The organism is Streptomyces sp. NPDC043853 (assembly GCF_056436025.1).
The window spans coordinates 357999-381951 of sequence record NZ_JBWKDJ010000007.1 but is presented as its reverse complement, the minus strand read 5'-3'; the positions used below and the strand labels follow the sequence as shown (position 1 = coordinate 381951).

Annotated in this window: 24 protein-coding genes; 17 read left to right on the top strand and 7 right to left on the bottom strand. The window is 73.4% G+C overall.

Annotated features, from left to right (window positions below; translation table 11 throughout):
• Nucleotides 1-247 precede the first annotated feature (247 nt).
• Together AC067U_RS21135 and AC067U_RS21130 are read left to right on the top strand one after the other, a co-directional pair.
• Nucleotides 248-1279, top strand: coding sequence for a 3-oxoacyl-ACP synthase III family protein (locus tag AC067U_RS21135; RefSeq protein ID WP_478831280.1), 1032 nt, complete (start codon nucleotides 248-250; stop codon nucleotides 1277-1279).
• A gap of 6 nt (nucleotides 1280-1285) precedes the next feature.
• A complete protein-coding gene (locus AC067U_RS21130) occupies nucleotides 1286-2254 on the top strand; it encodes a zinc-binding dehydrogenase (protein WP_478831279.1) in 969 nt (322 codons plus the stop codon).
• A gap of 136 nt (nucleotides 2255-2390) precedes the next feature.
• On the opposite strand, the gene AC067U_RS21125 is transcribed toward AC067U_RS21130, so the two are convergent.
• Nucleotides 2391-3860, bottom strand: a complete 1470-nt coding sequence (locus AC067U_RS21125) for an MDR family MFS transporter (RefSeq protein ID WP_478831278.1) — start codon at nucleotides 3858-3860, stop codon at nucleotides 2391-2393.
• 129 nt (nucleotides 3861-3989) lie between these two features.
• Between AC067U_RS21125 and AC067U_RS21120 the strand changes: the two genes are divergently transcribed.
• The gene (locus AC067U_RS21120; RefSeq protein WP_478831277.1) at nucleotides 3990-4655 is read left to right on the top strand and encodes a TetR/AcrR family transcriptional regulator; all 666 of its coding nucleotides are present in this window, start codon (nucleotides 3990-3992) and stop codon (nucleotides 4653-4655) included.
• On the opposite strand, the gene AC067U_RS21115 is transcribed toward AC067U_RS21120, so the two are convergent.
• From AC067U_RS21115 to AC067U_RS21095, 5 genes are all read right to left on the bottom strand, one after another.
• Entirely contained in the window at nucleotides 4633-5988 is a 1356-nt protein-coding gene (locus AC067U_RS21115) for an acyltransferase family protein (RefSeq protein ID WP_478831276.1), read from the bottom strand. The genes AC067U_RS21120 and AC067U_RS21115 overlap by 23 nt on opposite strands.
• A 102-nt stretch (nucleotides 5989-6090) precedes the next feature.
• Nucleotides 6091-7296 carry an LLM class flavin-dependent oxidoreductase gene (locus tag AC067U_RS21110; protein WP_478831275.1) on the bottom strand — a complete coding sequence of 402 codons (1206 nt, stop codon included), beginning with the start codon at nucleotides 7294-7296 and terminating at the stop codon, nucleotides 6091-6093.
• Entirely contained in the window at nucleotides 7293-8153 is an 861-nt protein-coding gene (locus AC067U_RS21105) for an arylamine N-acetyltransferase family protein (protein ID WP_478831274.1), read from the bottom strand. Before AC067U_RS21105 ends, AC067U_RS21110 begins: the two co-directional genes overlap by 4 nt.
• A 4-nt stretch (nucleotides 8154-8157) precedes the next feature.
• Nucleotides 8158-9426 carry an FAD-dependent oxidoreductase gene (locus tag AC067U_RS21100; protein ID WP_478831273.1) on the bottom strand — a complete coding sequence of 423 codons (1269 nt, stop codon included), beginning with the start codon at nucleotides 9424-9426 and terminating at the stop codon, nucleotides 8158-8160.
• Nucleotides 9419-9988: a flavin reductase family protein gene (locus AC067U_RS21095; protein WP_478831272.1), complete on the bottom strand. Its 570-nt coding sequence runs from the start codon at nucleotides 9986-9988 to the stop codon at nucleotides 9419-9421. Before AC067U_RS21095 ends, AC067U_RS21100 begins: the two co-directional genes overlap by 8 nt.
• 321 nt (nucleotides 9989-10309) lie before the next feature.
• Here AC067U_RS21095 and AC067U_RS21090 point away from each other — a divergent pair, with 321 nt between their 5' ends.
• The 14 genes from AC067U_RS21090 to AC067U_RS21025 all read left to right on the top strand — a co-directional run bounded on the left by AC067U_RS21090 (nucleotide 10310) and on the right by AC067U_RS21025 (nucleotide 23132).
• A complete protein-coding gene (locus tag AC067U_RS21090; protein ID WP_478831271.1) occupies nucleotides 10310-11143 on the top strand; it encodes a 2-amino-3,7-dideoxy-D-threo-hept-6-ulosonate synthase in 834 nt (277 codons plus the stop codon).
• Nucleotides 11144-11218: 75 nt separating this feature from the next.
• Nucleotides 11219-12328, top strand: coding sequence for a 3-dehydroquinate synthase II family protein (locus tag AC067U_RS21085; protein WP_478831270.1), 1110 nt, complete (start codon nucleotides 11219-11221; stop codon nucleotides 12326-12328).
• A gap of 73 nt (nucleotides 12329-12401) precedes the next feature.
• A complete protein-coding gene (locus AC067U_RS21080) occupies nucleotides 12402-13832 on the top strand; it encodes a class I adenylate-forming enzyme family protein (protein ID WP_478831269.1) in 1431 nt (476 codons plus the stop codon).
• Nucleotides 13829-15094 carry an enoyl-ACP reductase FabV gene (gene fabV, locus AC067U_RS21075; protein ID WP_478831268.1) on the top strand — a complete coding sequence of 422 codons (1266 nt, stop codon included), beginning with the start codon at nucleotides 13829-13831 and terminating at the stop codon, nucleotides 15092-15094. Before AC067U_RS21080 ends, fabV begins: the two co-directional genes overlap by 4 nt.
• Nucleotides 15095-15202: 108 nt before the next feature.
• Nucleotides 15203-15472 (top strand): acyl carrier protein, encoded by a 270-nt coding sequence (locus AC067U_RS21070; protein WP_478831267.1) that lies wholly within the window; start codon nucleotides 15203-15205, stop codon nucleotides 15470-15472.
• Complete coding sequence (locus AC067U_RS21065; protein WP_478831266.1) at nucleotides 15469-15720, top strand: hypothetical protein; 252 nt, start codon at nucleotides 15469-15471, stop codon at nucleotides 15718-15720. The genes AC067U_RS21070 and AC067U_RS21065 overlap by 4 nt, the downstream gene beginning before the upstream one ends.
• On the top strand, nucleotides 15710-16885 hold the full coding sequence (locus AC067U_RS21060) for a beta-ketoacyl-[acyl-carrier-protein] synthase family protein (protein WP_478831265.1): 1176 nt from the start codon (nucleotides 15710-15712) through the stop codon (nucleotides 16883-16885). The genes AC067U_RS21065 and AC067U_RS21060 overlap by 11 nt, the downstream gene beginning before the upstream one ends.
• Nucleotides 16882-17607, top strand: coding sequence for a ketosynthase (locus tag AC067U_RS21055; protein WP_478831264.1), 726 nt, complete (start codon nucleotides 16882-16884; stop codon nucleotides 17605-17607). Before AC067U_RS21060 ends, AC067U_RS21055 begins: the two co-directional genes overlap by 4 nt.
• Nucleotides 17604-18029 (top strand): PaaI family thioesterase, encoded by a 426-nt coding sequence (locus tag AC067U_RS21050; RefSeq protein ID WP_478831263.1) that lies wholly within the window; start codon nucleotides 17604-17606, stop codon nucleotides 18027-18029. Before AC067U_RS21055 ends, AC067U_RS21050 begins: the two co-directional genes overlap by 4 nt.
• Nucleotides 18030-18032: 3 nt before the next feature.
• The gene (locus AC067U_RS21045; RefSeq protein ID WP_478831262.1) at nucleotides 18033-18926 is read left to right on the top strand and encodes a MaoC family dehydratase; all 894 of its coding nucleotides are present in this window, start codon (nucleotides 18033-18035) and stop codon (nucleotides 18924-18926) included.
• A complete protein-coding gene (gene pdhA, locus AC067U_RS21040) occupies nucleotides 18919-20004 on the top strand; it encodes a pyruvate dehydrogenase (acetyl-transferring) E1 component subunit alpha (RefSeq protein WP_478831261.1) in 1086 nt (361 codons plus the stop codon). The genes AC067U_RS21045 and pdhA overlap by 8 nt, the downstream gene beginning before the upstream one ends.
• A complete protein-coding gene (locus AC067U_RS21035) occupies nucleotides 20001-20975 on the top strand; it encodes an alpha-ketoacid dehydrogenase subunit beta (protein ID WP_478831260.1) in 975 nt (324 codons plus the stop codon). The genes pdhA and AC067U_RS21035 overlap by 4 nt, the downstream gene beginning before the upstream one ends.
• A 31-nt stretch (nucleotides 20976-21006) precedes the next feature.
• Entirely contained in the window at nucleotides 21007-22389 is a 1383-nt protein-coding gene (locus AC067U_RS21030; protein ID WP_478831259.1) for a dihydrolipoamide acetyltransferase family protein, read from the top strand.
• Between the two features lie 5 nt (nucleotides 22390-22394).
• Nucleotides 22395-23132, top strand: a complete 738-nt coding sequence (locus AC067U_RS21025; RefSeq protein WP_478831327.1) for a methylmalonyl-CoA mutase family protein — start codon at nucleotides 22395-22397, stop codon at nucleotides 23130-23132.
• Between the two features lie 225 nt (nucleotides 23133-23357).
• On the opposite strand, the gene AC067U_RS21020 is transcribed toward AC067U_RS21025, so the two are convergent.
• Entirely contained in the window at nucleotides 23358-23939 is a 582-nt protein-coding gene (locus AC067U_RS21020) for a TetR family transcriptional regulator (RefSeq protein WP_478831258.1), read from the bottom strand.
• Between the last annotated feature and the right edge of the window lie 14 nt (nucleotides 23940-23953).

Sequence of the window (23953 nt, the reverse complement as noted above, 5' to 3'; positions counted from 1 at the left end):
TCTCCGCGTTCCGGCCCGGGGAAGGAACGTTCCGGCTGTCCCATCGCCACCCACCGGAAGGCCGGTACCTCACCTGCCCGAATGGGCAGGGCAGCCAGCCGCCACGGATGTCCCGCACGAATTCACCGGCGGACCTGGACCTTTGCGCCTGTCCGGGATCCGGGCCTGCTGCCTACAGTTCCGCGGACCGTGGAAGCGCCCTCACAGCGGCGTTTCCCTTGTTCCCGGGAAGAAAGCAGAAATACCCATGACCGTTGCGACCGCCGCTGGTCTCTCCACCCTTTCCCAAGGAGGGCTGAGGATTCCGGTGGGAATCGTCGGCACCGGGTCCCATGTGCCCTCCCAGGTCGTCACCAACGCCGATCTCGTCAGGACCCTGGACACCACTGACGCGTGGATCAGGAGCCGGACCGGGATCGGGGAGCGGCGCTGGCTGGAGGACGGCCGCACCACGTCCGACATGTGCGTGGCGGCCGCCCGGCAGGCGCTGGAGAACAGCGGCCGCTCGGCCGACGAGCTCGACGCCGTGATCGTGGCGACGTTCACCTATGACCAGCCGCTGCCGTCCACCGCGCTGATCGTCAAGGAGGCCCTGGGAGCCCGGCACGCCTTTCCGCTCGACCTGAGCCAGGCGGCCTGCGCGGGCGGCGTGTACGGCATGCTGACCGCCGCCCACCTGCTGCAGAACGACCGCATCCGCAACGTGCTGGTGATCGGCGCCGAGTGCCTGTCCCGGGTCACGGACCCCGAGGACCGCTCGACCCGGGTGTTCTTCGGCGACGCGGCCGGCGCGGTGGTGATGAGCCGGACCGAGCCCGGGTTCGGCCTGCTGTCCTGGGACCTGGACGCGGCCCTGTCGTACGCGGTGGAGATCCCCGCGGGCGGGGCGAGCCTCCCCACCACGGCCGAGACCGTCGCCGCGCGCTCGCAGTACCTGAAGATGGACGGCCGCGCGGTGTGGACCGAGGCCACCAAGCGGCTGCCGCAGAGCATTCTGGCGGCCCTCGGCCAGGCGGGCCTCGAACCCCGGGACATCGACCACTACATGCTCCACCAGGCGAACCTGAACATCGTGCACGAGGCGATGGATGCGCTCGGGGTGGACCGCCGCCGGGCGGAGATCACCGTGGACCGGTACGGCAACACGGGCGCGGCCACCGTGTTCACCGTGCTGCACCAGGCGATGGAGCGCGGCCGGATCACGCCCGGCGACCTGGTGGTGGTCTCGGGCATCGGGGCCGGCTTCATCTGGGGCACCCTGTGCCTGCGGGCGGGGTGAGCGCGGATGTACGCCGTCGTGGCCGAGCGTTCGGTGCCCGGGGACCCGCTCGCGGGGCTGCGCACCGGCCCGTGGCCCGAGCCCGAACCGCGCGAGGGGTGGGTGCGGGTGGAGGTGCGGGCCGCCGCGCTGAACCACCACGACCTGTGGACCCTGCGCGGGGTGGCGGTGCTGCCCGGCCAGCTCCCGGTGGTGCTGGGCAGTGATGCCGCGGGCGTCGACGAGGACGGCCGGGAGGTCATCGTCTATCCGGTGATCGGCGATCCGCTGGCCGGCCGGGGCGACGAAACCCTGGATCCGGCCGTGCAGTTCCTCTCGGTCCAGCAGCCCGGGACCCTCGCCGAGCGGGTCTCCGTCCCGCGCCGCTGTCTGGTGCCCAAGCCCGCCGAGCTCTCCTTCGCGGAGGCGGCGTGTCTGCCCGGCGCGTGGCTGACGGCCTACCGGATGCTCTTCGAGAAGTCGGGTGCCGAGCCCGGCTCGGTGGTCCTCGTCCAGGGCGCCGGCGGCGGCGTGGGCACGGCGGCGGTCTCGCTGGGCCGTGCGGCCGGATACCGGGTGTGGGCGGTCAGCCGGTCCGCCGGCAAGCGGCGGCGCCTGGCGGAGCTGGGCGCCGAACTCGTCCTGGAGCCGGGTGAACGGCTGCCGCACAAGGTGGACGCCGTGCTCGACACCGTCGGCGAGGCGACCTACGCGCAGTCGCTGAAAGCGCTGCGCACCGGCGGGCGGCTGGTGCTGTCCGGGGCCACCACGGGCGGTCTGCCCCCGGCGGACCTGGGCCGGATCTTCGCCAACCAGCTGTCCGTGGTGGGCTCGACCATGGGTACGGCCGACCAGCTGGCGCGGCTGGCGGCGTTCTGCGTGCGCACCGGGGTGCGCCCGGTCGTGGACCGGGTACTGCCGCTCGCCGAGGTTCGGACCGGGCTGGCCGCGATGGACGCCGGCGAGGTGTTCGGCAAGGTGGTCCTCATCCCGTGACCGGGTGCGTACGGTCCTTCCGTACGCACCGGCACGACGCACCGGCACAGACGCGACGGCACAGACGCAACGGCACAGACGCAACGGCCCGGCCCCCGAGGGGGCCGGGCCGAAGTGCGCTGCGGCTGGTGCCGGTTCAGGCCGCGGCGGGAGCCTCCGCCTGAACCGGTGCGGTGGCCGGAGGGGGAGCCGGCACGGCGCGCGGCAGCAGCAGCGCGGGCAGCAGGGTGGCGGCGGTGAAGCCGAAGACCCACCAGAAGGAGGTTCCGAAGGCCTCCGCGAGCGGGGTACCCGCGGCCTTGCCGTCGGTCAGGCCGTTCTGCAGCACGATCGCGGCCACCGCCGTGCCGACCGAACCGCCCAGCCGCTGGAAGATGTTCATGGCGCTGGAGGCACGGGGCATGGCCGCCGGAGCCAGCGACCGGTAAGCAGCGGCCAGGCTCGGCAGCGTCACGACGCCGACGCCGATGCCCCGCCCGATCATGGCCGCGATCAGCAGGCCCTGGTTCGTTCCGCTGTCGATGAGGGCGAAGGGCAGCGTGGCGGTGAGTGTGAGTACCACTCCGGCCAGCGCCAGCAGGCCCGGGCCCATCTTGTCGGTGGCCTTTCCGACCACGGCCATGGCGATGACGTAGCCGATGCCCTGGGGGGCGAGCATCAGGCCCGCCTCGAGCACGGTGTCGCCGCGGTCGAGCTGGAAGTAGAGCGGCAGCAGGAACATGGCGCCGAAGACCGCGGCGTTCAGCGTGAACTGGGTGGCGACGGCCGCGGAGTAGCCGCGGTCCTTCAGCAGCCGCAGGTCGATCAGCGGGGTGGCCCTGGTCCTCAGGGCGTGCGCGGTGAACCCCGCCAGCAGTACGGCACCGGCCACGGTCCAGGGCAGGCTGGCGCCGCCGGTGAAGCCCTCGCTGCCGCTCTCGGCCATGCCGTAGAGCAGCAGGGCGAGTCCGGGGGAGAGCAGCAGCAGGCCGAGCACGTCGAGGCGCTTGTCGGCGGCGGGCCGGTCGGCCGGGAGCTTGATCCAGGCGAGCACGATGGCCGCCAGGCCCACCGGGATGTTGACGAAGAAGATCCAGCGCCAGTCGAGCTGGTCGACGAACACCCCGCCGATCACCGGTCCGATGATCGGCGCGAGCATGGCGGGCACGGACACCACGGCCATCACCCGGCCGAGCCGGGCGGGGCCGGCGGCCCGGGCGAGCATCGCCTGGGCCATCGGCATCACCATGCCGCCGCCCAGGCCCTGGACCACCCGGAAGAGGACCAGGGACTCGACCGACCAGGCCAGGCCGGAGAGCACCGAGCCCACGAGGAAGAGGAACTGGGCGGCCAGCCAGACCCGCTTGGCGCCGAAGCGCTCCATCGCCCAGCCGGACAGCGGCACCACGAGGGAGAGGGCCAGCAGGTAGCCGGTGACGGTCCACTGGATCGAGTCGAGCGTGGCGTCGAACTCCTGGGTGAGGGCCTCGATCGCGACGTTGACGATCGTGCCGTCGAGCAGCGTGGTCACGGCTCCCAGCACCAGCACGCCGCACAGCCACCACAGCTGACCGTCGATGCGGGTGTCCTGCTCCGCCGCCGCGGGCGCAGGTGTGGGTCGGTTCATGACTGGAGTCCCCTCCGTGTGGTCGCGAGCAGAAACTTGGACTGCATCGTCTAGATTTGAATAGTAGACTGGGCCGTCCAGAAATCAAGTCGTTGGTTTCCGACGATCCGACGCCCGGGAGGCGCAGCAGTGGCAACGACCCAGGACAAGGCCGGCAGGGCCCGGCCGCGGCCCCGCCGCACACACGGCGGCCGGGACCGCAGGGCCCAGATCCTCCAGGCGGCGGCCGTGGTGTTCATCCGGGACGGATTCGTGGGCGGCAGCGTCGATGCCATCGCTGCCGAGGCCAAGGTGGCCAAGCAGACCCTCTACAACCACTTCGGCGACCGCCATGCCCTGGTCGCCGAAGTGGTCGCGCAGGCGATGGACCCGCTCACCCCGCAGTTCGACACGGTGGTGCGCGAGACCATCGCCGCCCACGACTGCGCCGACCTGCCGGCCCAGTTCCTGGACTTCGGCCGCCGCTGGGTCCGCCTGATGCTGGGCGGGGAGGGCGCGGCGCTGCGCTGGCGGATCCTCGCCGACGCCCCGCTGGAGCCGTCGCTGCGCGACGCCCTGCGCGGCTTCGACCAGGACGCCGCCGTCCGCGCCATCGCCGAGCAGCTGGCGCTGCTGGGCCGGGCCGGCCGGCTGACCGTGCCGGACCCGGAGGCCGCCGCCCGGCAGCTGCGCGCCCTGCTGATCGGCGAGGCGCAGCTGGAGTCCGTACTGGGTCAGGTGACGTTGGGCGAGCCGGAGATCGCCGCGGTGGTGGAACGCGGCATCGGCATGTTCATGCGGGCGTACGGGGACTGACGGACGCGGGGGCGACCGGCTCGCGGGTGCCCGGTTCCGCGCCGGGGCCGCCGTCCCGCGGACCGCCGGACCGTGCCCCGTCGCCCGTCCGGGGCCGTAGCCGCCGCATCATGGGCTTCTCGATCCAGCGGTACGCCGCCCAGGCCACGGTGGCGCAGAACGCGAGGCAGGCCAGCACCACCGGGCCCACCATCCAGACGGGCAGCGCGTCGTCCTTGTCGGCGAGCACGCCCGCCGCGGCCAGGGCCGGGCGCAGACCGCCCGCGACCAGTGCGAGCAGCAGCAGCTGGAAGACGTACAGGCAGTACGAGATCTCGCCGAGGAACTGCATGCGACGGCCGCGCAGCGGCGACCAGGAGCCGCGCTGGTCCGCCACCGCCAGGGCCGCGATCAGCAACACGAAGGGCAGGAAGGTGCCCGCCTCGTGCTGGAGTCGGGGCGGGAGCGCCTGGTTGAGCAGCCAGCCGCCGGCGCAGAGGGCCAGCGCCGCCGGCACGCCCGGACCGCGCCACTGGCCGCGACGCACCAGCAGGGCCACAGCCACGCCCGCCACGAACTCCACGGCCCGGAAGGCCGGGAAGACGTAGGTGAACCAGTAGGCGAAGGGCCCGCCGACCGGCCCGGTGGGGATGATCTCCTCGGCCGGGTAGGGCAGCTCCACCAGGGCTCCGAGGGTGTACGGCAGCACGAACGCGAGCACCACGGCGGCGCCGGCGACCGCGTACAGCGAGCCGGCCCGCAGGCGCCGCAGCCACAGGAAGACGGCCGGCAGGATCAGGTAGAAGAACGCCTCGCAGCTGAGCGACCAGGTGACCGGGTTGAGCCCGAAGTACACCGACTGGTCGGGGGTCCAGGAGTGCAGCAGGGTCAGGTGCAGCAGCACGTTGGCCGCGCCCGGCACCTGTCCCATGCCCGCGAAGAGCACGAAGGCCAGGACCGTCGAGACGAGGTAGACCGGGTAGATCTTGGCGAACCGGCGCTGCCAGAAGCGGCGGACGCTGTCCTGCTCGGGGCAGTACGTCCAGGCCAGCACGAAGCCGCTCAGGATGAAGAAGCAGCTGACACCGATGGTGCCGGTCCCGAAGAGGAAGTGCAGGACCTCGTCGGCCGGCCCGCGCTCGTCCTCACCCACCCGGGTGCCGAGTCTGAGGGCCGCAACGTGCTCGCCGAAGACCAGGAGGGCGGCCCACCAGCGCAGGCCGGTCAGCGAGTCGAGGCGTCCGCCGCGGCCGAAGACCGGCTCGGTGGCGGGCGGGCCGGGGCGGCCGAGGACGGCGCGCCCGGCAGCTGCGCGTGGGGTGCGCAGGAGACTTGCGAGGCTGAGGGAACTCAACGGAACTACCTCCGGGCAACAAGGGCAGGCATGGAAAGGGCCGTCCGCCACGTGGGGGATGCGCGGCGGACGGCCCGGCAGGGGTGCTCGGACGGGGGCGGCTCAGTTGGAGCCGGCCCCCGCCGGCTGGGGAACGGGCAGCTGCGGCGCGGCCACACCGGCGTCGGTGAAGGCCTTCTGGAACGCGCCGACGGCCTGGGTCACGAACTCGGCGCGGTGCTCCTGCACCCAGGCGCGCGAGGCCTCGAACCCGTCCAGCGATCCGTTGAAGCGGGGCACCACGAAGCGGGCCAGCCGCTCGAAGCTGCGCTTGGTGTTCTCCCGGGAGGCCCAGTCCGCCCCGGTGACCAGCAGCGTGCCGAAGCCGCCGCTGGACTCGTACAGCTCCTCGATGCCCTCGGCGACGTCGTCGGGGCTGCCGACGATCGCCGCGCCGGACTCCACCAGCGCCTCGATCTCCCGGCCCGGCTCGATGCCGAGCGCGTCGACGGGCAGGCCGACGATGTCGCCGAAGTAGCCGCGCAACCACTGGGCCGCGCCTTCGCGCAGGTCCTCCATGGCCTGCGCGCGGGATTCGGCCACGTACACGTTGACCACCAGCCGCCAGTCGGCGCGGCTGACCGTGCGTCCGGCGGCGGCCGCGGCCTCCTCCGCGTAGCTCCACTGACGGCGCAGGTCCGGTGCGGTGCCGCCGGGCCGGGGCGAGGCGAAGGACAGCGGGCTCAGGCCGTGCCGGCCGGCCAGCTGCATGCTGTGCGGGGAGGCGGCGCTGGAGATGGCCACCTCGATGCCCTCGGGGCGGTAGGGCCGGTGCTGGAGACGGGCGTCGCGCAGGGTGAACCAGTCGGTGGTGCGGTTCACCGGTCCCTGCCCGGCCAGCAGTTCGAGGACGGCCTCCAGGGACTCGCCGGTCATCCGGCGCTGTTCGGCCGGGTGGATGCCGAGCATGTGCGCGTCGCCCGGCGCCGAGCCCGCGCCCACCCCGAGCATGATCCGGCCGCGGGTCTGGTGGTCGAGCTGGACGATCCGCGAGGCCACGTGGAAGGGGTGGTGGTAGGGCAGGCTGGTGACACCGGTGCCCAGGCGGATGTGCCGGGTCCGCTCGGCGGCGGCCGCGAGGAAGACCTCCGGCGAGGAGATGGTGCCCCAGCCGCCGGAGTGGTGCTCGCCGATCCAGGCCTCGGCCAGGCACAGCTCGTCCAGCCACTGGACGAGTTCGAGGTCCCGCCACATCTGGAGGGTGGGGTTCTCGCCCGGCGGGTGCAGGGGCGAGATGAAGGCTCCGAAGCCGATCCGCGGCCTGGTCATACGAGGGTCTCCTCAGGGTTCGGGGCGGCGGGCCGGTCGCCGACCAGCCGCTGCCAGATGTGCATGCCGCGCTCGGCCAGCTCGGGGTGGTCGGCGAACACCGTGGCCAGGGCGGCCCGGGCGGCCTCGGGGGTCGTCACCCGGCTGCTGCGCTCCGCGCCGGCGGCGAGGGTCTCGATCAGCAGGTCGTTGACGAGGGTGACCTTGCCGTCGTCGGTCACCCGCGAGCACATCAGCGTGCGTGGGATGGGGGATGCGTTGCGCGGGTCCAGGTAGAGGTCGCAGATGGTGCCGAAGTGCTCGTCGCCACGCGGCTCCAGGGTGAAGCGGTGGACGGGCGCCCACCGGCCGCTGGCCCCCCGGCGCTGCGCGGTGTACTCGGCGCCCTCCCGCAGCACCCGGAAGTCCCAGCCGTTCTCGGTGCGCACGGTGCCGTCGAGTTCCAGCGGCTGTACGGCGGTCAGCTGGGAGTACGCGACGTCCACCAGCCAGTCGGCGCCCTCCAGCCGCACCAGCAGGACCATGTGGTCGCCGGTGTCGGTGTAGGCGCGCTCCTGCGGCAGCCAGGGCCGGGAGGCCAGCGTGGTCACCTGGTGGCCGAGGTCGGTCAGGAGCGCCGCGAAGAGGCGGTTGACCTCCATGCACGCGCCGCCCCGGCCGCGCCGGACCACCTTGTCGAAGACGCTCGGCACGTCGATGCCGGGCCGAATCCCGTCGGGACCGTCCAGCAGCTCGAAGGGGACGGCCCGCACATGGGCCCGGCACAGGGCCCGCAGGACCTCCGGCGTCGGCTCCTGCGGTCCGTCGTACCCGATCCGGTCCAGGTACGCGCGACGCTGTTCGGGGGTGAGGATCACCGGCTCACTCCCCGGCCGGGACGGGCGCGGGCACGGCCGCGGCGAGGGAGGCGCGCAGCTCTGCCTGGCCGAGGGCGAGCGGGGCGAACTCGGGCAGGTGGCCGGCGTCCGTTCCCGCGCCCTGGCCGGAGCGGGCCGCCAGGGCGTCGAGGTGCGCCTCCTGCATGGCCTGGAAGCCCTCGACGAAGGGTCGGCGGACCTCCTCGAAGGCGTGCAGGGCCTCACTGTGGCCGGCCGTCAGCGCCTCGTCGGCGGCCGCCGCGACGCACGCGGCGTCCTGCAGCGAGAGGTTGAGGCCCTGGCCGCCGTAGACGTGCACGCCGTGCGCGCTGTCCCCGACCAGGACGACGTTGCCGCGCACCCAGCACTCGGGGCGCACGATGTGGTGGAGGAACTCGCGGACCTGCGCCCGGTCGGCGGTGTGGGCGCGGATCCAGTCGGCTGCCTGCGGCATGCCCTGGGCGAACCGCTCTGCCAGTGCCTCCAGCGGGCCGTCGACGGCCTCGCCGGCGGTCTCCGGCCCGGTGATCCAGGCGAACAGCAGGGTCCGGTCCGCGATGGGGGTGCCCAGCAGGTAGCCGTCGGCGGTGAAGGCGGCGCGCATCACCGGGCCCCAGGAGTCGGGCAGCGGCAGGCGCAGTTCGGTGTAGCCGCGGCGGTACTCGCGCACCGAGGCCCCGATGCCCGCCAGCTCGCGGACGGCCGAGCGCTTGCCGTCGCTGCCGACGATCAGCGAGGGGTACAGGGTGCGGGTGCCCTCGGCGGCCTCCAGCCGCAGGCCGCGCACCTCGGCGCCGGACCCGGCGCGGGCGGGCAGCTCGTGGACGGTGGCGTCGTAGACGATCTCCACCCCGGGAGTGCCCAGGGCGGCATCGGTCAGCACGTCGCGCAGCCGCAGGATCGAGGTGGGCAGGGCGAACTCCACCGGGGCGCCGGGCAGGTCGGAGTAGGCGTACGCGGCCACGGTGCGACCGCCGGCCGCCACCTCTCCGCCGGTCACGGCGGTGGTGTCCTTCATCAGGTCCGGCAGCAGGCCGAGGGCGTCGAGCACACCGAGGGTGGCGGGCTGGAGGATCGGGCAGATGCCGTTGCCGGGGCCGCCGGGCTCTGGCCGCGCCTGACGCTCGACCAGCAGGACCCTGCGGCCGCGGCGGCCCAGGAGCAGGCCGAGGAGCAGGCCGGCCGGGCCGGCGCCGACGATGACGACCTCGGGATCGGCCGCCGCGCCGGGCTGCGGGAGGGGGCCCGGAACGGCCGTGGACGGTTCAGACATGGGTGCTCTCCACCTCACGCGGCCTGCCCGGGGCAGGCACGGACAGTCGGTCGGCGAGCCGGGGGTAGTCACCGGCCCAGAACAGCAGGGGCTGGGCGGTCCGTCCTTCGTGAACGGTCGTCACCCGGCCCAGGAAAAGGGTGTGGTCGCCGCCCGGGTGGGCGGCCTCGACCTCGCACTCGAACGCCGCGAGCGAACCGGCCGCGAGGGCGGCGCCGTTGTCCCCGGTCCAGGAGCCGAGTCGGCGCCAGGCGTCGGTGCCCCGGGGCCGGTCCGCGGACGCCAGCAGGCCGGCCAGTGGCCGCTGGTCCTCCGCCAGCACGCTGACGGAGAAGTTCTCGCCGGCGGCCAGCCGGGGGTGCATCCGGCCCGCGGTCCGCACGCTCACCAGCAGCAGCAGCGGGTCGAGCGAGACCGATGTGAGCGAATTGGCGGTCATCGCCTCGGTGGTCGGCCCGCTGCCGCAGGCGACCACCGTGACCCCGGTGCAGAACCGCCCCATGGCCCGACGGAATTCCGACCGGTCCGGGGCTGTCCGTTCCTGCTCGATTGCCGAAGTCATGGTGCGCCCGCCTTCGTCTCAGTCATGGGCTCCATCCTTCATTTCGAGAGGAAGGCCACCAGCTCCTTTCGGGTACCCGTTCGGGGTGCACCTCCGGGGCCCACCGGCCGGGCTACCACGTCCAGCCAGCCCTTTTCGCCGCACGGAGGTGGGGGTCCGGACTCCCTTGACCCCTCTCAAAACCGCCGCATAGGTTCCTGGACATCCGCTGCACCGCACCACCGGCAGCGATCCTGCCGAAATTCGGTGCACCGCTGGGGAGCATCAACACCCAGGTGCTCCGCGGATTCGAATTCATCGTCCAGAAAGGGCGGCCATCCCATGTCTCATTCCCTTTCCAGTGGAAGGGAACTACGCCTGAGCAGGCTTTCCCGCCGGGCCGACCAGCGTTATCTGTTCATTCCCCTGGACCACTCCGTCTCGGACGGGCCGGTCGTCGATGCCGATGAATTCGACCACCTGATGGGGTCGCTCGTCGCCGGCGGCGCCGACGCGGTCATCGTCCACAAGGGCCGAGCGCGTTCGATCGCCCCCCGCCACCTGCGGGAGTGCGCCCTGATCGTCCACCTGAGCGCGGGGACGTCCCGGGCCTCCGACGCGCACGCCAAGGTACTGGTGGGCAGCGTGGAGGAGGCCGTACAGCTCGGCGCCGACGCGGTGAGCGTGCACGTCAACGTCGGCTCCGACACCGAGGGCCGCCAGCTGGCCGACCTCGGCGCGGTGGCCGCGGAGTGCTCGCGGTGGGAGATGCCGCTGCTCGCGATGATCTACCCGCGCGGGCCCCGGATCTCCGACCCGCACGACGCCGAACTGCTGGCCCACGTGGTCAACATCGCCGTGGACCTCGGGGCCGACCTCGTCAAGACCTCGGCCGCCGCGCCCATGAGCGCCATGGCCGATGTGGTCGCCAGCTGCCCGGTCCCGGTGCTCGTCGCCGGCGGCGCGCCCAGCGGCCAGCACCTGACGCAGTACGCCCAGTCGGCGGTGGACGCCGGCTGCGCCGGACTCGCCGTCGGCCGCCGGGTTTTCACCGACCCCGACCCCGAGGGCCTGGTCCGTGAGCTCGCCTCGATCGTGCACGCCCCGCGGCAGGCGCCGGTGGGCGTGGCCCTGTCCGTCTCCGAGCTCTACGGGTCGGCTCCCGCGGGCGTCTGACCCGACGCGGGGTCCGTACCCGGCTTCGGCCTCCCGCCTCTCCTCCCCTTCCGCCTCCTCTTCCTAGGGATTCCTGTGAAGTTCGCCTGGATCGACGTCCGTTCCGTCTCCGCCGAGCAGCGTGCGGCGGTCATCGACGCCGCCATCCACGCCCGCGTGGACGGCATCCTCTCCGACGACCCGGAGCTGCTGGCCACCCTGCCGACCACCGTCAAGCGCATTCTCGTGGGCACCGGGGTCCCGGCCGACCAGGGCCTGGACGACCTCATCGTGCTGCACGACGTGTCCGGGCAGTCGGCCCTCGCCGAGCTCCGCGCCCGCCACCAGGCCGGTGACAAGCAGCTCGCCGGCCGGGTCAACGTGATCGACGACCCCACCCTGACGCTGGCCTGTGACACGGCCATCGCCCTCCCCTACACCCTGGTCGAGTTCAAGGACCCGACCAAGATCCCGCTCGAGATCGTCATCGCGGCCGCCGACCGCGCTCCGGGCCAGCTGGTCTGCAAGGCCGCCGACCTGGAAGAGGCCAAGGTCATCATCGACGTGCTGGAGAAGGGCTCCGAGGGCGTGCTGATCGCCCCGAGCAGCGCCAACGACGTCTTCGAGCTCGTCGAGGCCCTCCGGGTGAAGACCCCCGCGCTCGACCTGACCACGCTGACCGTCGACCGCATCGAGCACCTGGGCCTGGGCGACCGCGTCTGCATCGACACCACCTCGCACTTCGAGAAGGACGAGGGCATGCTCATCGGCTCGTACGCGCACGGGTTCATCCTGTGCGTGAGCGAGACGCACCCGCTGCCCTACATGCCCACCCGGCCCTTCCGCATCAACGCCGGCGCCCTGCACTCGTACACCTTCGGGCAGGACAACCGCACGAACTACCTCAGCGAGCTGAAGGCCGGCAGCGCGGTCCTCGCCGTGGGCGCCGACGGCCGCACCCGCCGCATCACAGTCGGGCGGATCAAGCTCGAGTCCCGCCCGCTGCTGAGCATCCACGCCACCTCGCCCGAGGGCGTGCAGGTCAACCTGATCGTCCAGGACGACTGGCACGTGAGGGTGCTGGGCCCGGGCGCCGCGGTGCTCAACGTGACGGAGCTGAAGAACGGCGACAAGGTCCTCGGCCACGTCGCCACCGACAAGCGGCACGTGGGCTGGCCGGTCGGCGAGTTCTGCGTCGAGAAGTGAGCCGGTCCCGCGGGTGCTCCCCGTCCCCGCACGGGGAGCACCCGCGGCGACCCGCCTGAGATCGGAGAGGTCAATGGAGAACGCGCAGCTCAAGAGCTGGATCGCGGACATGCTCCTCCGGCAGCCGGAGGACACGGTCTGGGCCCGGGCCCAGACCGAGGTGACCTGGGGCACCCTGCGCTCGAAGGTCACCCAACTGGAGCGGCTGTTCGAAATCCAGGGCATCAGGCCCGGGTCGACGGTCGCCGTGCAGATGGTGCCCAGCTTCACCTATCTGTGGACCGTACTGGCCCTGTGGTCGCGGGGTGCGCAGGTCATCCTGATGGACCCCAGGCTCACCCGTACCGAAGTGGCCCGGCTGCTCAACCTCTGCGAGCCGCGGTTCATGATCAGCTCCGGTTCTTCCGGCGCGGTCCGCGTCGTCTTCCAGGACGAGTGCGAGGTACAGGTCGAGCTGCGGCGCGGCGGCCACGCCGCGGGCAACACCCACGTGCTGCTGCAGTTCAGCTCCGGCTCGACCGGCTACCCCAAGGTCATCGGCCGCACCGCCGACTCCCTGCTCGCCGAGGTCGACGCCTTCGCCCGGCTTCCGCACATGCCGCAGGCCGGCGAGCGGGTCCTGCTGAGCAACTCGCTGACCCACTCCTTCGGCCTGGTCGGCGGCTTCCTGCACGCGCTGCGGGCCGGCGCGACCCTGGTGTTCACCCCCAACGCCCAGCCCCGCACCCTGCTGTCGACCCTGGTGGACTCACGGGCCGCCGTGCTCTTCGGGGTGCCGTTCCACTTCGAGCTGCTCACCCGGATCGCGGACTGGGAGCCGCTGCCCTCGCTGCGGCTCGCCGTCTCCGGCGGCGAGCTGATCCGCCCCGAGATCTACCGCCAGTTCCACGAGCGGTACGGGGTCCGGATCGGCCAGGCGTACGGCATGACGGAGACCGGAATCATCGCCACTGACCTCACCGGGTCCCTCGAACCCCCGGCCGTGGGACTTCCGGTGCCCGGCACCGAGGTCCGGATCCGCGGCGGCGAGTTGCAGGTCCGCACCGGCTCCTCCCCGTACCTGTACGCCAACGACATCGCCAGCCGCTACGCGGACGGCTGGCTGCGCACCCACGACCTGGCCGGGATCGACCCGGACTCGGGAGTGCTGAGCGTCCGCGGCCGCACCGACTCCCTGGTCGTCATCGGCGGGCTGAAGGTGGACCTGCGTGAGGTCGAGCTGGCCCTGACCGAGCACCCCAACGTCACCGAGGCGGTGGTGCTCTTCAACGAGACCATCGAGGCCTTCGTCGGGGTGACCGGCTCCACCGGCGCCCGAGAGCTCCAGGCCTGGTGCCGCGACCGGCTCAGCCACTTCAAGATCCCGCGCCGCTTCGAGCTCGCCCCGGCGATCCCGCGTACCAGCAACGGCAAGCTGGTCCGCAACCGCGAGCTGCTGGTGGCACGGATGAGCCCGTCGGGTGGCCGCCCCGCCGGTACCGCCGTGGCCGGAGGCATCCGGTGATCATCAAGCCCATGCTGCGCGGCACCCTGTGCGCCAACGCCCATCCCGAGGGCTGTGCGGAGCGGGTGCGCGCCCAGATCCGCCACGTCCGGGAGCGTCCCTCGCTGACCGGCCCCGACCGGCCGCGCAACGTCCTGGTCGTCGGCGGCTCGGCGGGACTGGGCCTGGCCACCCGGATCGCCGCCGCCTTCGGCGCCGGGGCCGCGACCCTGAACGTCTGCCGGGCGACCCCGGGCACCGCCCGGCGCACCGGCACGGCGGGCTGGTACAACACCGCCGCCCTGGAAGCGGAGCTGGCCCGGGCCGGGCTCTACGGGCGGACCGTGCTCGGCGACGCGTACAGCGACGCCGTCAAGGAGCGCACGGCCCAGGTGATCCGGGACGACCTCGGCCAGGTGGACCTGGTCGTGCACAGTCTCGCCGCGCCCCGCCGCACCCACCCGGTGACCGGCCGCACGCACCACTCGGCGCTGAAGACCCTGGACGTCCCCTTCACCGCGAAGACGTACGACGCCGCCACCGGCGAGGTCGGCTCGGCCACGGTGCAGCCGGCCACCGAGCAGGAGATGCGGGACACCGTCGCGGTGATGGGCGGCGAGGACTGGCGGCGCTGGATCGACGCGCTCGGCGCGGCCGGCGCTCTGGCACCGGCCGCGACCACGGTGGCCTTCAGCTACGTCGGCAACGCCGGGCTCGCGCCCACCTACCGAGGCGGCACGCTGGGCCTGGCCAAGGACCACCTCGAAGCCACCGGGCGGGAGCTGGACGCCGGGCTGCGCCCCGGCGGCGGGCGCGCCCTGACCGCGGTGATGCGGGCCATGGTCACCCAGGCCAGCTCGGTCATCCCCGCGCAGACCCTCTACACGGTGATCCTGACCCGGGTGATGCTCGAGATGGGTCTTCAGGAAGGCCCGATCGAGCAGGCCTACCGGCTGCTGACCAAGCGTCTGTACTCGGGCACGGACCACCGGCTGCTGGCCGGGCCGCCGCATCCCACCACGGACCGGCTGGGCCGGCTGCGGCTGGACGACCTGGAGCTGCGGCCGGACGTCCAGGCGGAGGTGGACCGCCGGCTGGCCGAGGCGGCCTCGGAGAACATCGGCCTGCTGGGCGCGCCCTGTGTGTACCGCGCCGAGTCGCTGGCCCTGAACGGCTTCGGCCTGGCGGCGGTCGACTACGAGGCGGACACCGACCCGGTGCGCGAACTCGTCGACGCGGTGCGGGTCGAGGCCCCCCGCCGGACGGTCCCCGCGCCCGGCTGATCCCCGCACCCCGCACCCCTCACCCCCTCACCCTCATCCGCGCTTGCACCCGCACCACCCGCACCACCCGCATCCCCGCAGGCCACTGCCACCCACAAGGAGAAGACCGTGTCCGAGATCCGTTCCTTCGTCATCGGCATCATCAGCGAGATCAACCCGGACGTCACCGAGGAGGTCGCCGACGACCTGCCGCTGGGCCCCGGGGGCCTGGAGCTGGAATCGCTCGCCCTGGTCGAGCTGCTCGTCCAGGTCGAGCACGAGTTCGGCGCGAAGATCGCCGACGAGGACCCGGCCGCCCAGCCGACCGCCACCCTCGGCGAGTTCGTCGCCGCCGTCGGCCAGGCCCGGGACGGCGCGTCCGCAGAGGCGGCGGCGTGATCACCACGGACGAGATCCGGCGGCTCCTGACGCACCACCGGATCGTCCCCGTCGCGTACGAGGAGCTGGGCCCGGACACGCCCCTGACCCTCGACTCGCTCGCCCTGGTCTGGCTCCAGCACGCCCTGGACGAGGACCACGGGATCAGCATCGACCCCTACGGACCGGACCTGGAGTACTTCACCTCGGCCCGCGGGATCCACACGTTCCTGACCCAGCTCACGGAGGGAGCCGGCGATGCCCGTTGACGTCCGGGTGACCGGATACGAGACGTTCACCGCCTTCGGCGCCGGCAGCGACGTGCTGCGCGAACGGGTGTTCGCCGGCCGGCCTGCCTTCGCCCCGATCACCCGCTTCGACACGGCGCGGTTCCGCAACACGTACGGCGCCGTGCACGGCGGCCCCGAGGACGTACCGCGCCAGCTGGAGACCGTACGGGAGTGCGTGTACGGCGCACTGCGCGCCGCCAAGCTCGACCCGCAGGACCTGGACCCGGCGCGCACGGCGGTCCTCCTCGGCACCCAGGGCGACTTCACGGGCCTGCACAGCTTCTGGGCCGACCGGGCCGCCGGCCGGGAGACCCACCCGGCCGAGGTGCACCGCAGCTTCGCGGGCGGCATCCCGGAGGCGATCGCGGCCGAACTGGGCCTCACCGGGCCCCGGTCGGCCTTCATCAACGCCTGCGTCGCCTCCGCCAGCGCCGTGATCCACGCCTGCCGGATGATCGACGCGGGTGTGGTGGACGTCGCGATCGTGGGCGGCGTCTACCTGGTCGACGAGGAGCAGTTCGCCAAGTTCGACTCGGGGCGCACCTTCGCCCGGGACGGGGCGCTGCGGTCCTTCGCGGCCGGCCGCAGCGGCATGCTGCTGGGCGACGGCGCGGCCGCGCTGATCCTCGAGTCGCCCGACCACGCGCTGCGCCGCGGGGCCCGGGCACTGGCCCGGATCCCCGGCTTCGGGGCGGCGGCCGACGCCCACCACGTCGTCCAGCCGCACCCGCAGGGCATCGGCATGGCCCGCGCGGTGAGCCGCGCGCTGGCCTCCTCCGGTGTCCCCGCCGACGGGGTGGCGTACGTGAACGCGCACGGCACCGGCACCCGGCTCAACGACCCGGCCGAGACGGCCGCGCTCCGGGCCGCGTTCGGCGAGCACGCCGAGCGGCTCCTGGTGAGCTCCACCAAGAGCACCACCGGTCACATGCTGGAGGCGACCGGCGCCGTGGAGCTGGCCGTCTGTCTGATGGCGCTGGAGGAGCAGACCGCCCCGCCCACCGCCGGATACGACGAGCCCGACCCGGCCTGCGGCCTGGACTACGTACCGAACGAGGCGCGCGCGGCGCGGCTGCGGCGGGTGCTCTCGCTCAACGCCGGCTTCGGCGGCCTGAACACCGCGATCATCCTGGAGCAGCTGTGAGCGCGAACGCCCTCGCCACCTCGGCGACCGCCACCGCCCTTCGTCCCCGTGTCGTCTCTGCGGCCCGGGTCACCCACCGGACGGACGATCCCGAACTGCCGATGGTGCCCGGGTTCGTGGCCTCGACGTTCAACCCCCTGGTACGCGAGACCGTACGGCGCTGCCTGGGCGAACCCGGCACGCCCGAGAAGCCCAACGGGCTGGTGGGGGCGCACGCCGACACCACCGCCATCCTGCTGGCCACGGTCGCCGGTGATGCCACCACCTCCGACCTGGCCAGCCAGCGGCTGGTCAGCGGGCGGGTGCACAACCCGCTGCTGTTCTTCCAGTCGGTCACCACCTCGATCGTGGGCCACCTCTGCATCGAGTACGGGCTGACCGGTCCGGTCAACTGCATCGCCGCCGACCGTGGCGTCGGCCAGGAGGTGCTGGACGCGGCCGAACTGCTGCTGCGGGACGACACCGTCGAGCAGGTGCTCGTGATCGGGGTGGAACTCGCCGCCAACCCGCGCACCGGGGCCGCGTACGCCCACCTGGCCGCGCAGGGCGAGAGCACCGCACCGCCCACGGACGACCTCGCGGTCGCCCTGCTGCTGCGCCGCTGCGACCGGCCCTCCCCCGCACCCGGTCCGGAAGCTCCCGGTCCCGAGGGCACGGGCCACCTGGCCGGCCTGGCCGCGCTCGCCGACCGCGTGCGGCACTCCCGAGAAGAGGAACGATGAGGCAGTCCCTGGCCGACCTGATGGCCTTCATGACGCCGGAGAAGGCGGCCGAGCAGCTGATCCACAAGCTCGGCATCGACATCACCGAGTGGTCCGCCGAGCGCGTGGTGGGGACCATGCCGGTGGCCGGCAACCTGCAGCCCTTCGGTCTGCTGCACGGCGGTGCCACCGCCGCCCTCGCCGAGACCCTCGGCTCTCTGGCGGCCGGTGCCCATGTGGCGCCGGACGGCATGCTCGTGGGGTTGGAGCTGAACGTGACCCACCACCGGGCGGCGCGCGAAGGCCTGGTCACCGGCGTGTGCGAGCCGCTGCACCAGGGCACCCAGATCGGCACCTACCAGGTGACCGTCACCGACCACCGCGGGCAGCTGGTGTCCACCGCCCGGCTGACCTGCCTGCTGCGCAAGCGTCCGGGGCGCTGAGCGATGACCCCGATCCCCTCCTCCGCCGCCGGCGCGGCCTCCGGCCCGGCAGCCACGCGCGCCGACGGCGACCGGATCCTGCGGGGCAGCCACCTGGTCACCCCCGAGGACGCCGCCGCCTTCCGGGAGCTGTCCGCGGCGGCCGCCGCGAAGCCGCCGGCCGGGGCCGTGCCCGGCACGGTCGCCCCCGCCCAACTGGCCGCCGTGGCCCTGCGGATGTGCGAGCGGCTGCTGGCCCGTGACGGCGGGCGCGAGGGCCTGGTCGCCGTGCACGGCGTGCAGCGGCTGCGCGTGATTCGCCCGGCGGCGCTCGGAGCGCCGCTGCTCTCCACCGCCGAGATCGGCTCGGTCAAGCCGCTGGGCGCCGCCACCGCGACCGAGGTGACCGTGCGGTTCACCGCGGACGGCGCCACCGTGGCCGAATCCGGTGCGCTGCTGGTGCACGGGCCGCCGATCGCCGGCCCGGACCGCCGCCGGCCCGCCCCGGCGGGGCCGGCCGCGGAGCCGGAGGGCTCCTCGTACACGGTCACCCGGGACCTGGTGCGCCGCTATGCCGAGGTCTCCGGGGACCACAATCCGATCCATCTCGCCGCCGATGCGGCTCGCGCGGCCGGCTTCGACGACGTGATCGCGCACGGCATGCTCACCTTCGCCCTGTGCGCCCACTCCCTCGCCGACCGGGTCGGCGAGGAGGAGATCGCCGAACTCCATCTGCGCTTCGCCCGCCCGCTGCACGTGCCCGCCGAGGGCGCGGGGCTGACCGTCGCGCACCGGCCCGCGGCCGGTGCCCCCGGCGCGCTCTCCCTGAGCGCCGCCGACGGCCTCGGCCAGGTCGTCGCGACCGGCCGCGCGACCCTGCGTACCGCCCGATCCGACCGAGGAAACACCCATGCCTGACGACATCCGCATGGTGCAGCTGCTCTCGCCCGAGGGCGAGCGGGTGGCGGACCCCGGTTTCGCCCTGGAGACCACGCCCGGGGAACTGCGCGGCCTCTACCGCGACATGGTCCTCGTACGCCGCTTCGACGGGGAGGCGGCGGCCCTCCAGCGGCAGGGGGAGCTGGGCCTGTGGACCCAGTCCCTCGGCCAGGAGGCCGCCCAGGTCGGCTCCGGGCGGGCGCTGCGCCCCGACGACTACGCCTTCCCCACCTTCCGCGAGCACGGCGTCGCCTGGTGCCGGGGGGTGGACCCGGTCAGCCTGATGGGCATGTTCCGGGGCGTCAACCACGGTGGCTGGGACCCGAACGAGAAGAACTTCCACCTCTACACCATCGTCATCGGGGCCCAGACACTGCACGCGACCGGCTATGCCATGGGCCTGTCCAAGGACGGCGCCGACGCCGCCGTGATCGCCTACTTCGGCGACGGGGCCAGCAGCCAGGGGGATGTGGCCGAGGCCTTCACCTTCGCCTCGGTCTACGACGCGCCGGTGGTGTTCTTCTGCCAGAACAACCAGTGGGCCATCTCCGAGCCCGCCGAACGGCAGTCGCGCGTGCCGCTGCACCGGCGGGCCGACGGGTACGGCTTCCCCGGCGTGCGTGTGGACGGCAACGACGTGCTGGCCTGCCTGGCCGTGACCCGGTGGGCCCTGGAGCGGGCCCGGCAGGGCTCGGGACCGGTGCTGGTCGAGGCGTTCACCTACCGGATGGGGGCGCACAGCACCTCCGACGATCCGGGGCGCTACCGCTCTCGCGCCGAGGAGGAGCGCTGGGCCCGCCGGGACCCGATCGACCGGGTGCGGCGCCACCTGCTGCGACAGGGCTGGGCGGACGATGAGTTCCTGGCCTCGGTCGAGGAGGAGAGCGAGGCCCTGGCCCGGGAGGTGCGCCGGCGGGTGCGCGAGATGCCCGATCCCGACCCTGCGGCGATCTTCCGGCACGTGTACGCCGGGCCGCATCCGCTGGTCGACGAGGAGCGGGCCCAGTACGAGGACTACATCGCGGGATTCGAGACCGCGGACGGAGCGATGTCATGACCCGGGCCACGATCGTCCAGGCGCTCAACTCCGCGCTGCGCTCCTGCCTGGAGGATGATCCCCGCACCCTGGTGATGGGCGAGGACATCGGCGCGCTCGGAGGTGTCTTCCGGGTCACCGACGGGCTCCAGAAGGACTTCGGCGAGGACCGGGTCTTCGACACCCCGCTGGCGGAGTCGGGCATCGTGGGGACCGCGATCGGCCTGGCCCTGCGTGGCTACCGGCCGGTACTGGAGATCCAGTTCGACGGGTTCGTGTATCCGGCCTTCGACCAGATCGTCAGCCAGCTCGCGAAGATGCACGCCCGGGCCCTGGGCACCATCAGGCTGCCGGTGACCGTTCGCATCCCCTACGCCGGCGGCATCGGCGCGGTCGAGCACCACAGCGAGTCCCACGAGGCGCTGTTCGCGCACACCGCCGGACTGCGCGTGGTCACCCCGTCCAACAGCCACGACGCGTACTGGATGCTCCGTCAGGCCGTCGCTTCCGACGACCCGGTGATCTTCCTCGAGCCCAAGCGGCGCTACTGGGACAAGGGCGAGGTGCGCACGGCGGGACCGGGCCGGGGCCTGCACGAGGCCGCCGTGGTGCGGCCCGGCACGGACCTGACCCTGCTCGCGTACGGGCCGATGGTGAGGGTCTGTCTGGACGCGGCCGCCGCCGCCCGGGCCGAGGGGCTCGACCTGGAGGTCGTGGACCTGCGTTCGCTGTCCCCCGTGGACTTCGCGGCCCTTCGCGCGTCCGTGGAGAAGACCCGGCGCGCGGTGGTCGTGCACGAGGCCCCGGTGTTCCTGGGCATGGGCGCGGAGCTCGCGGCCCGGCTGCACGAGTACTGCTTCCACAGCCTCGAGGCCCCCGTCCTGCGCGTCGGCGGATACCACTCCCCCTACCCGCCGTCGCGGGTGGAGGAGGCCTATCTGCCCGACGTCGACCGGGTGCTCGATGCCGTCGACCGCTCCCTGTCCTACTGAAACCGCTTCTCAGACCTGCGAGGAACCCTGCATGACTGCCACCGCCGCGCCCACGTCGCTGATCTTCCGGATGCCCGACGTGGGCGAGGGACTCGTCGAGGCCGAGATCCTCGCCTGGCACGTCGCGGTGGGCGACCCGGTCACCGACGGGCAGACGGTCTGCGAGGTGGAGACGGCCAAGGCCGCGGTCGAACTGCCGATTCCGTACGACGGCACGGTCGCGGAGCTCCTGGCCCCGGCCGGCGCCACCGTCGAGGTCGGTGCCCCCATCATCGCCGTCCGGCCGGCCCTGGCCGGGCAGCCGCGGCCGGAGGCCGAGGGGAAGGAGGAGGGGGAGGCCGAGAGCGAGACCGAGGGCGAGGGCGGGAAGGCCCCCGAGGTGCTGGTCGGGTACGGGCCCCGGCAGGATGCGGGCGCCGCGCGGCCGCGGCGGAAGCGGCGGGCTGCCCGAGCTGCCGAGGCCACCGGAGCCGCCGGAGCCGCCATGGCCGCCGCGCCCTCCGAGGCCTCCGCCTCCGCTGTCGGGGAGGAGCGGCCGCGCGCCAAGCCGCCGGTGCGGCGGCTGGCCAAGGAGCTCGGCGTCGACCTCGCGGCCGTACGGCGCTCGGGCCCCGGAGGGACGGTGACCCGGACCGATGTCCTGGCGGCCGCCGAGGCCGCCGAGGCCGCCGAGGGGCCCACCTGCGGCGGGCCGGCCGCCCCCGTGGCCCGCCCGGGCGAGCGGCGGATCCCGGTCCGCGGGGTGCGCAAGGCGACTGCGAAGGCCATGGTCGCCTCCGCGTTCACCGCGCCGCACGTCACCGAGTTCATCGAGGTGGACATGACCCGCGTCCTCAAACTCGTACGCCGGCTGAAGGACTCCGGCGAAATGGGCGACGTGCGGCCGTCCCCGCTGCTGATGGTGGCCGCCGCCTACCTGGCGGCCGTCCGCCGCCACCCGGAGATCAACGCGTCCTGGGACGAGCCGAACCAGGAGATCGTGGTCAAGGAGGCGGTCAACCTCGGCATCGCCGCCGCCACCGAGCGCGGACTGGTCGTCCCGAACATCAAGGACGCCGGCCGCCTGACCCTGGCCGAACTCGCCGTGGCCCTGGCGGACCTGGTGCGCACCGCCCGGGCCGGCCGCAGCACCCCGGCCGACCTGACCGGCGGCACCACGACCCTCACCAACATCGGGGTCTTCGGCGTCGACGGCGGCACCCCGCTGCTCAACCCGGGCGAGGCCGCGATCCTCGCCTTCGGCGCCGTCCGGCAGAAGCCGTGGGTCCACCGGGGCCGGCTCGCGGTACGCGAGGTGGCCACCCTGTCACTCTCCTTCGACCACCGGCTGGTGGACGGCGAGCTGGGATCGAAGGTGCTCGCCGACACGGCTGCGGCGCTGGAGCGGCCCGAGCGCCTCATGCTGTGGCGGTGAACACAATGCCGCTGACCGTCGTCGACTGCAACGCCCGCTATCGGGATCTGCTCGCCTTCGGCGCGCGCGACCTGGTGGTCGACTTCGACCTGCCCACGCGGCTGGGCCACGACTCGGACGCCGCGTTCTCCTCGGGGCTGGTGGGGCGGGCCGGGGTGGCCGTCGACTCCCTCGATGACATGCGGGTGCTGCTCCGCGGGATCCCGCTGGAACGGGTGGCCGTCTCGATGGCGGCCGGCGCGCCCGCCGCCATGTTGCTCCTGCTCTACCAGCTGGTGGCGGAGGAGCAGGGGGTGGCGCCGCACCTGCTCTCGGGCACCGTGCTGTCCGCGTCCCGGGGGTACGCGCCCAAGGAGGACGCGGTGCGCCGGCTGCAGATCTTCCCGCCCGGTCCCGCCCGGCGGCTGGCCTCGGACCTGCTGGCGTACTGCCGCGACGAGGTGCCCAACTGGCGCACGGCCCCGGCGGTCGTGGCGCCGCCCCAGCCCGGCCCGCGGTGTGCCGGGCCGCTGGCCGAGGCACGGCAGGCCGAACGGATCGCCAAACTGCGTGCCTGGCGCTGCCAGGAACGGGTGGCGGGGGCGCTCGGCCGACTGGCCGCGGTCGCCGGAGGGCGCGGCAACGTGCTGTACCCGATGAAGGCGGCCCTGGCGGCCGGCGCCACGATCGGGGAGGTGTGCGACGCGCTGCGCGCGGTCTGGGGCACGCATCCGCAGGCCGGGCTGCTGCCCGGCCGGACCTGACGCGGCCGCCGGTTCGACGTGCCTGTTCGGGCACGTACGGACGGGTGCCCATCACGGGTGCCCGGTGGGGGGTGTCCGTACAGGCACGTCCTTACGGGGTACCTGTACGGAGCGTCCGTACAGGGTGTCCGCCCGGACCCTGCCGACGGGCTGTCCGGACAGTCAGGGCCGGCGGGCGGCGGGGTCGGGCCGCCAGTCGCGGCACGGCGTGATGTACGTGAGCCGTCAGTCGACCGCGGTGCGGAGCGAGTCCGCGACGCGGCCCCAGGCCCAGCCCGCCCAGGCCTCCGGCCGGCGGCCGGTGTGGAGGATCGGCGCGGTCTGGACCGCGAAGGCCACGCACAGCATCAGCTGGGCGATGTCACCGGGGTCGTGGGCCCCGGAGATCTGGCCGCGGCCCTGCGCCCGGCCGATCAGGATGACGAGGAGCTCCGTCATCTCGCACAGCGGATGGTCCGCCGACCCGGTCTCGAACTCGTCCATCAGCAGCCGGAAGGCCGCCCGCAGCCGGACGTCGTGGTGCAGGCATCCGGCCAGGCCCACGGTGAAGCGCCCCATCGCGAGGAGCGGATCGCCGTCCCGGTCCACGAGCGCGCGCAGGCCGGTGAGTTTGCGGCCGCCGTGGTCCTTCAGCGCCTGGGCGAGCGCCTCCTTGGAGGCGAACCGCCCGTACAGCGCGCCCTTCGTCATGCCGATGCGGTGGCCAATGTCGTGCATCGTGGTGTGCGCGTACCCGCGCAGGGCGAACTCCTCGGCGGCCCCGTCGAGGATGCGTTCGTGGGTGCGTCGTGCCCTGTCCTGTTTCACCGGTGCTCCCCCCT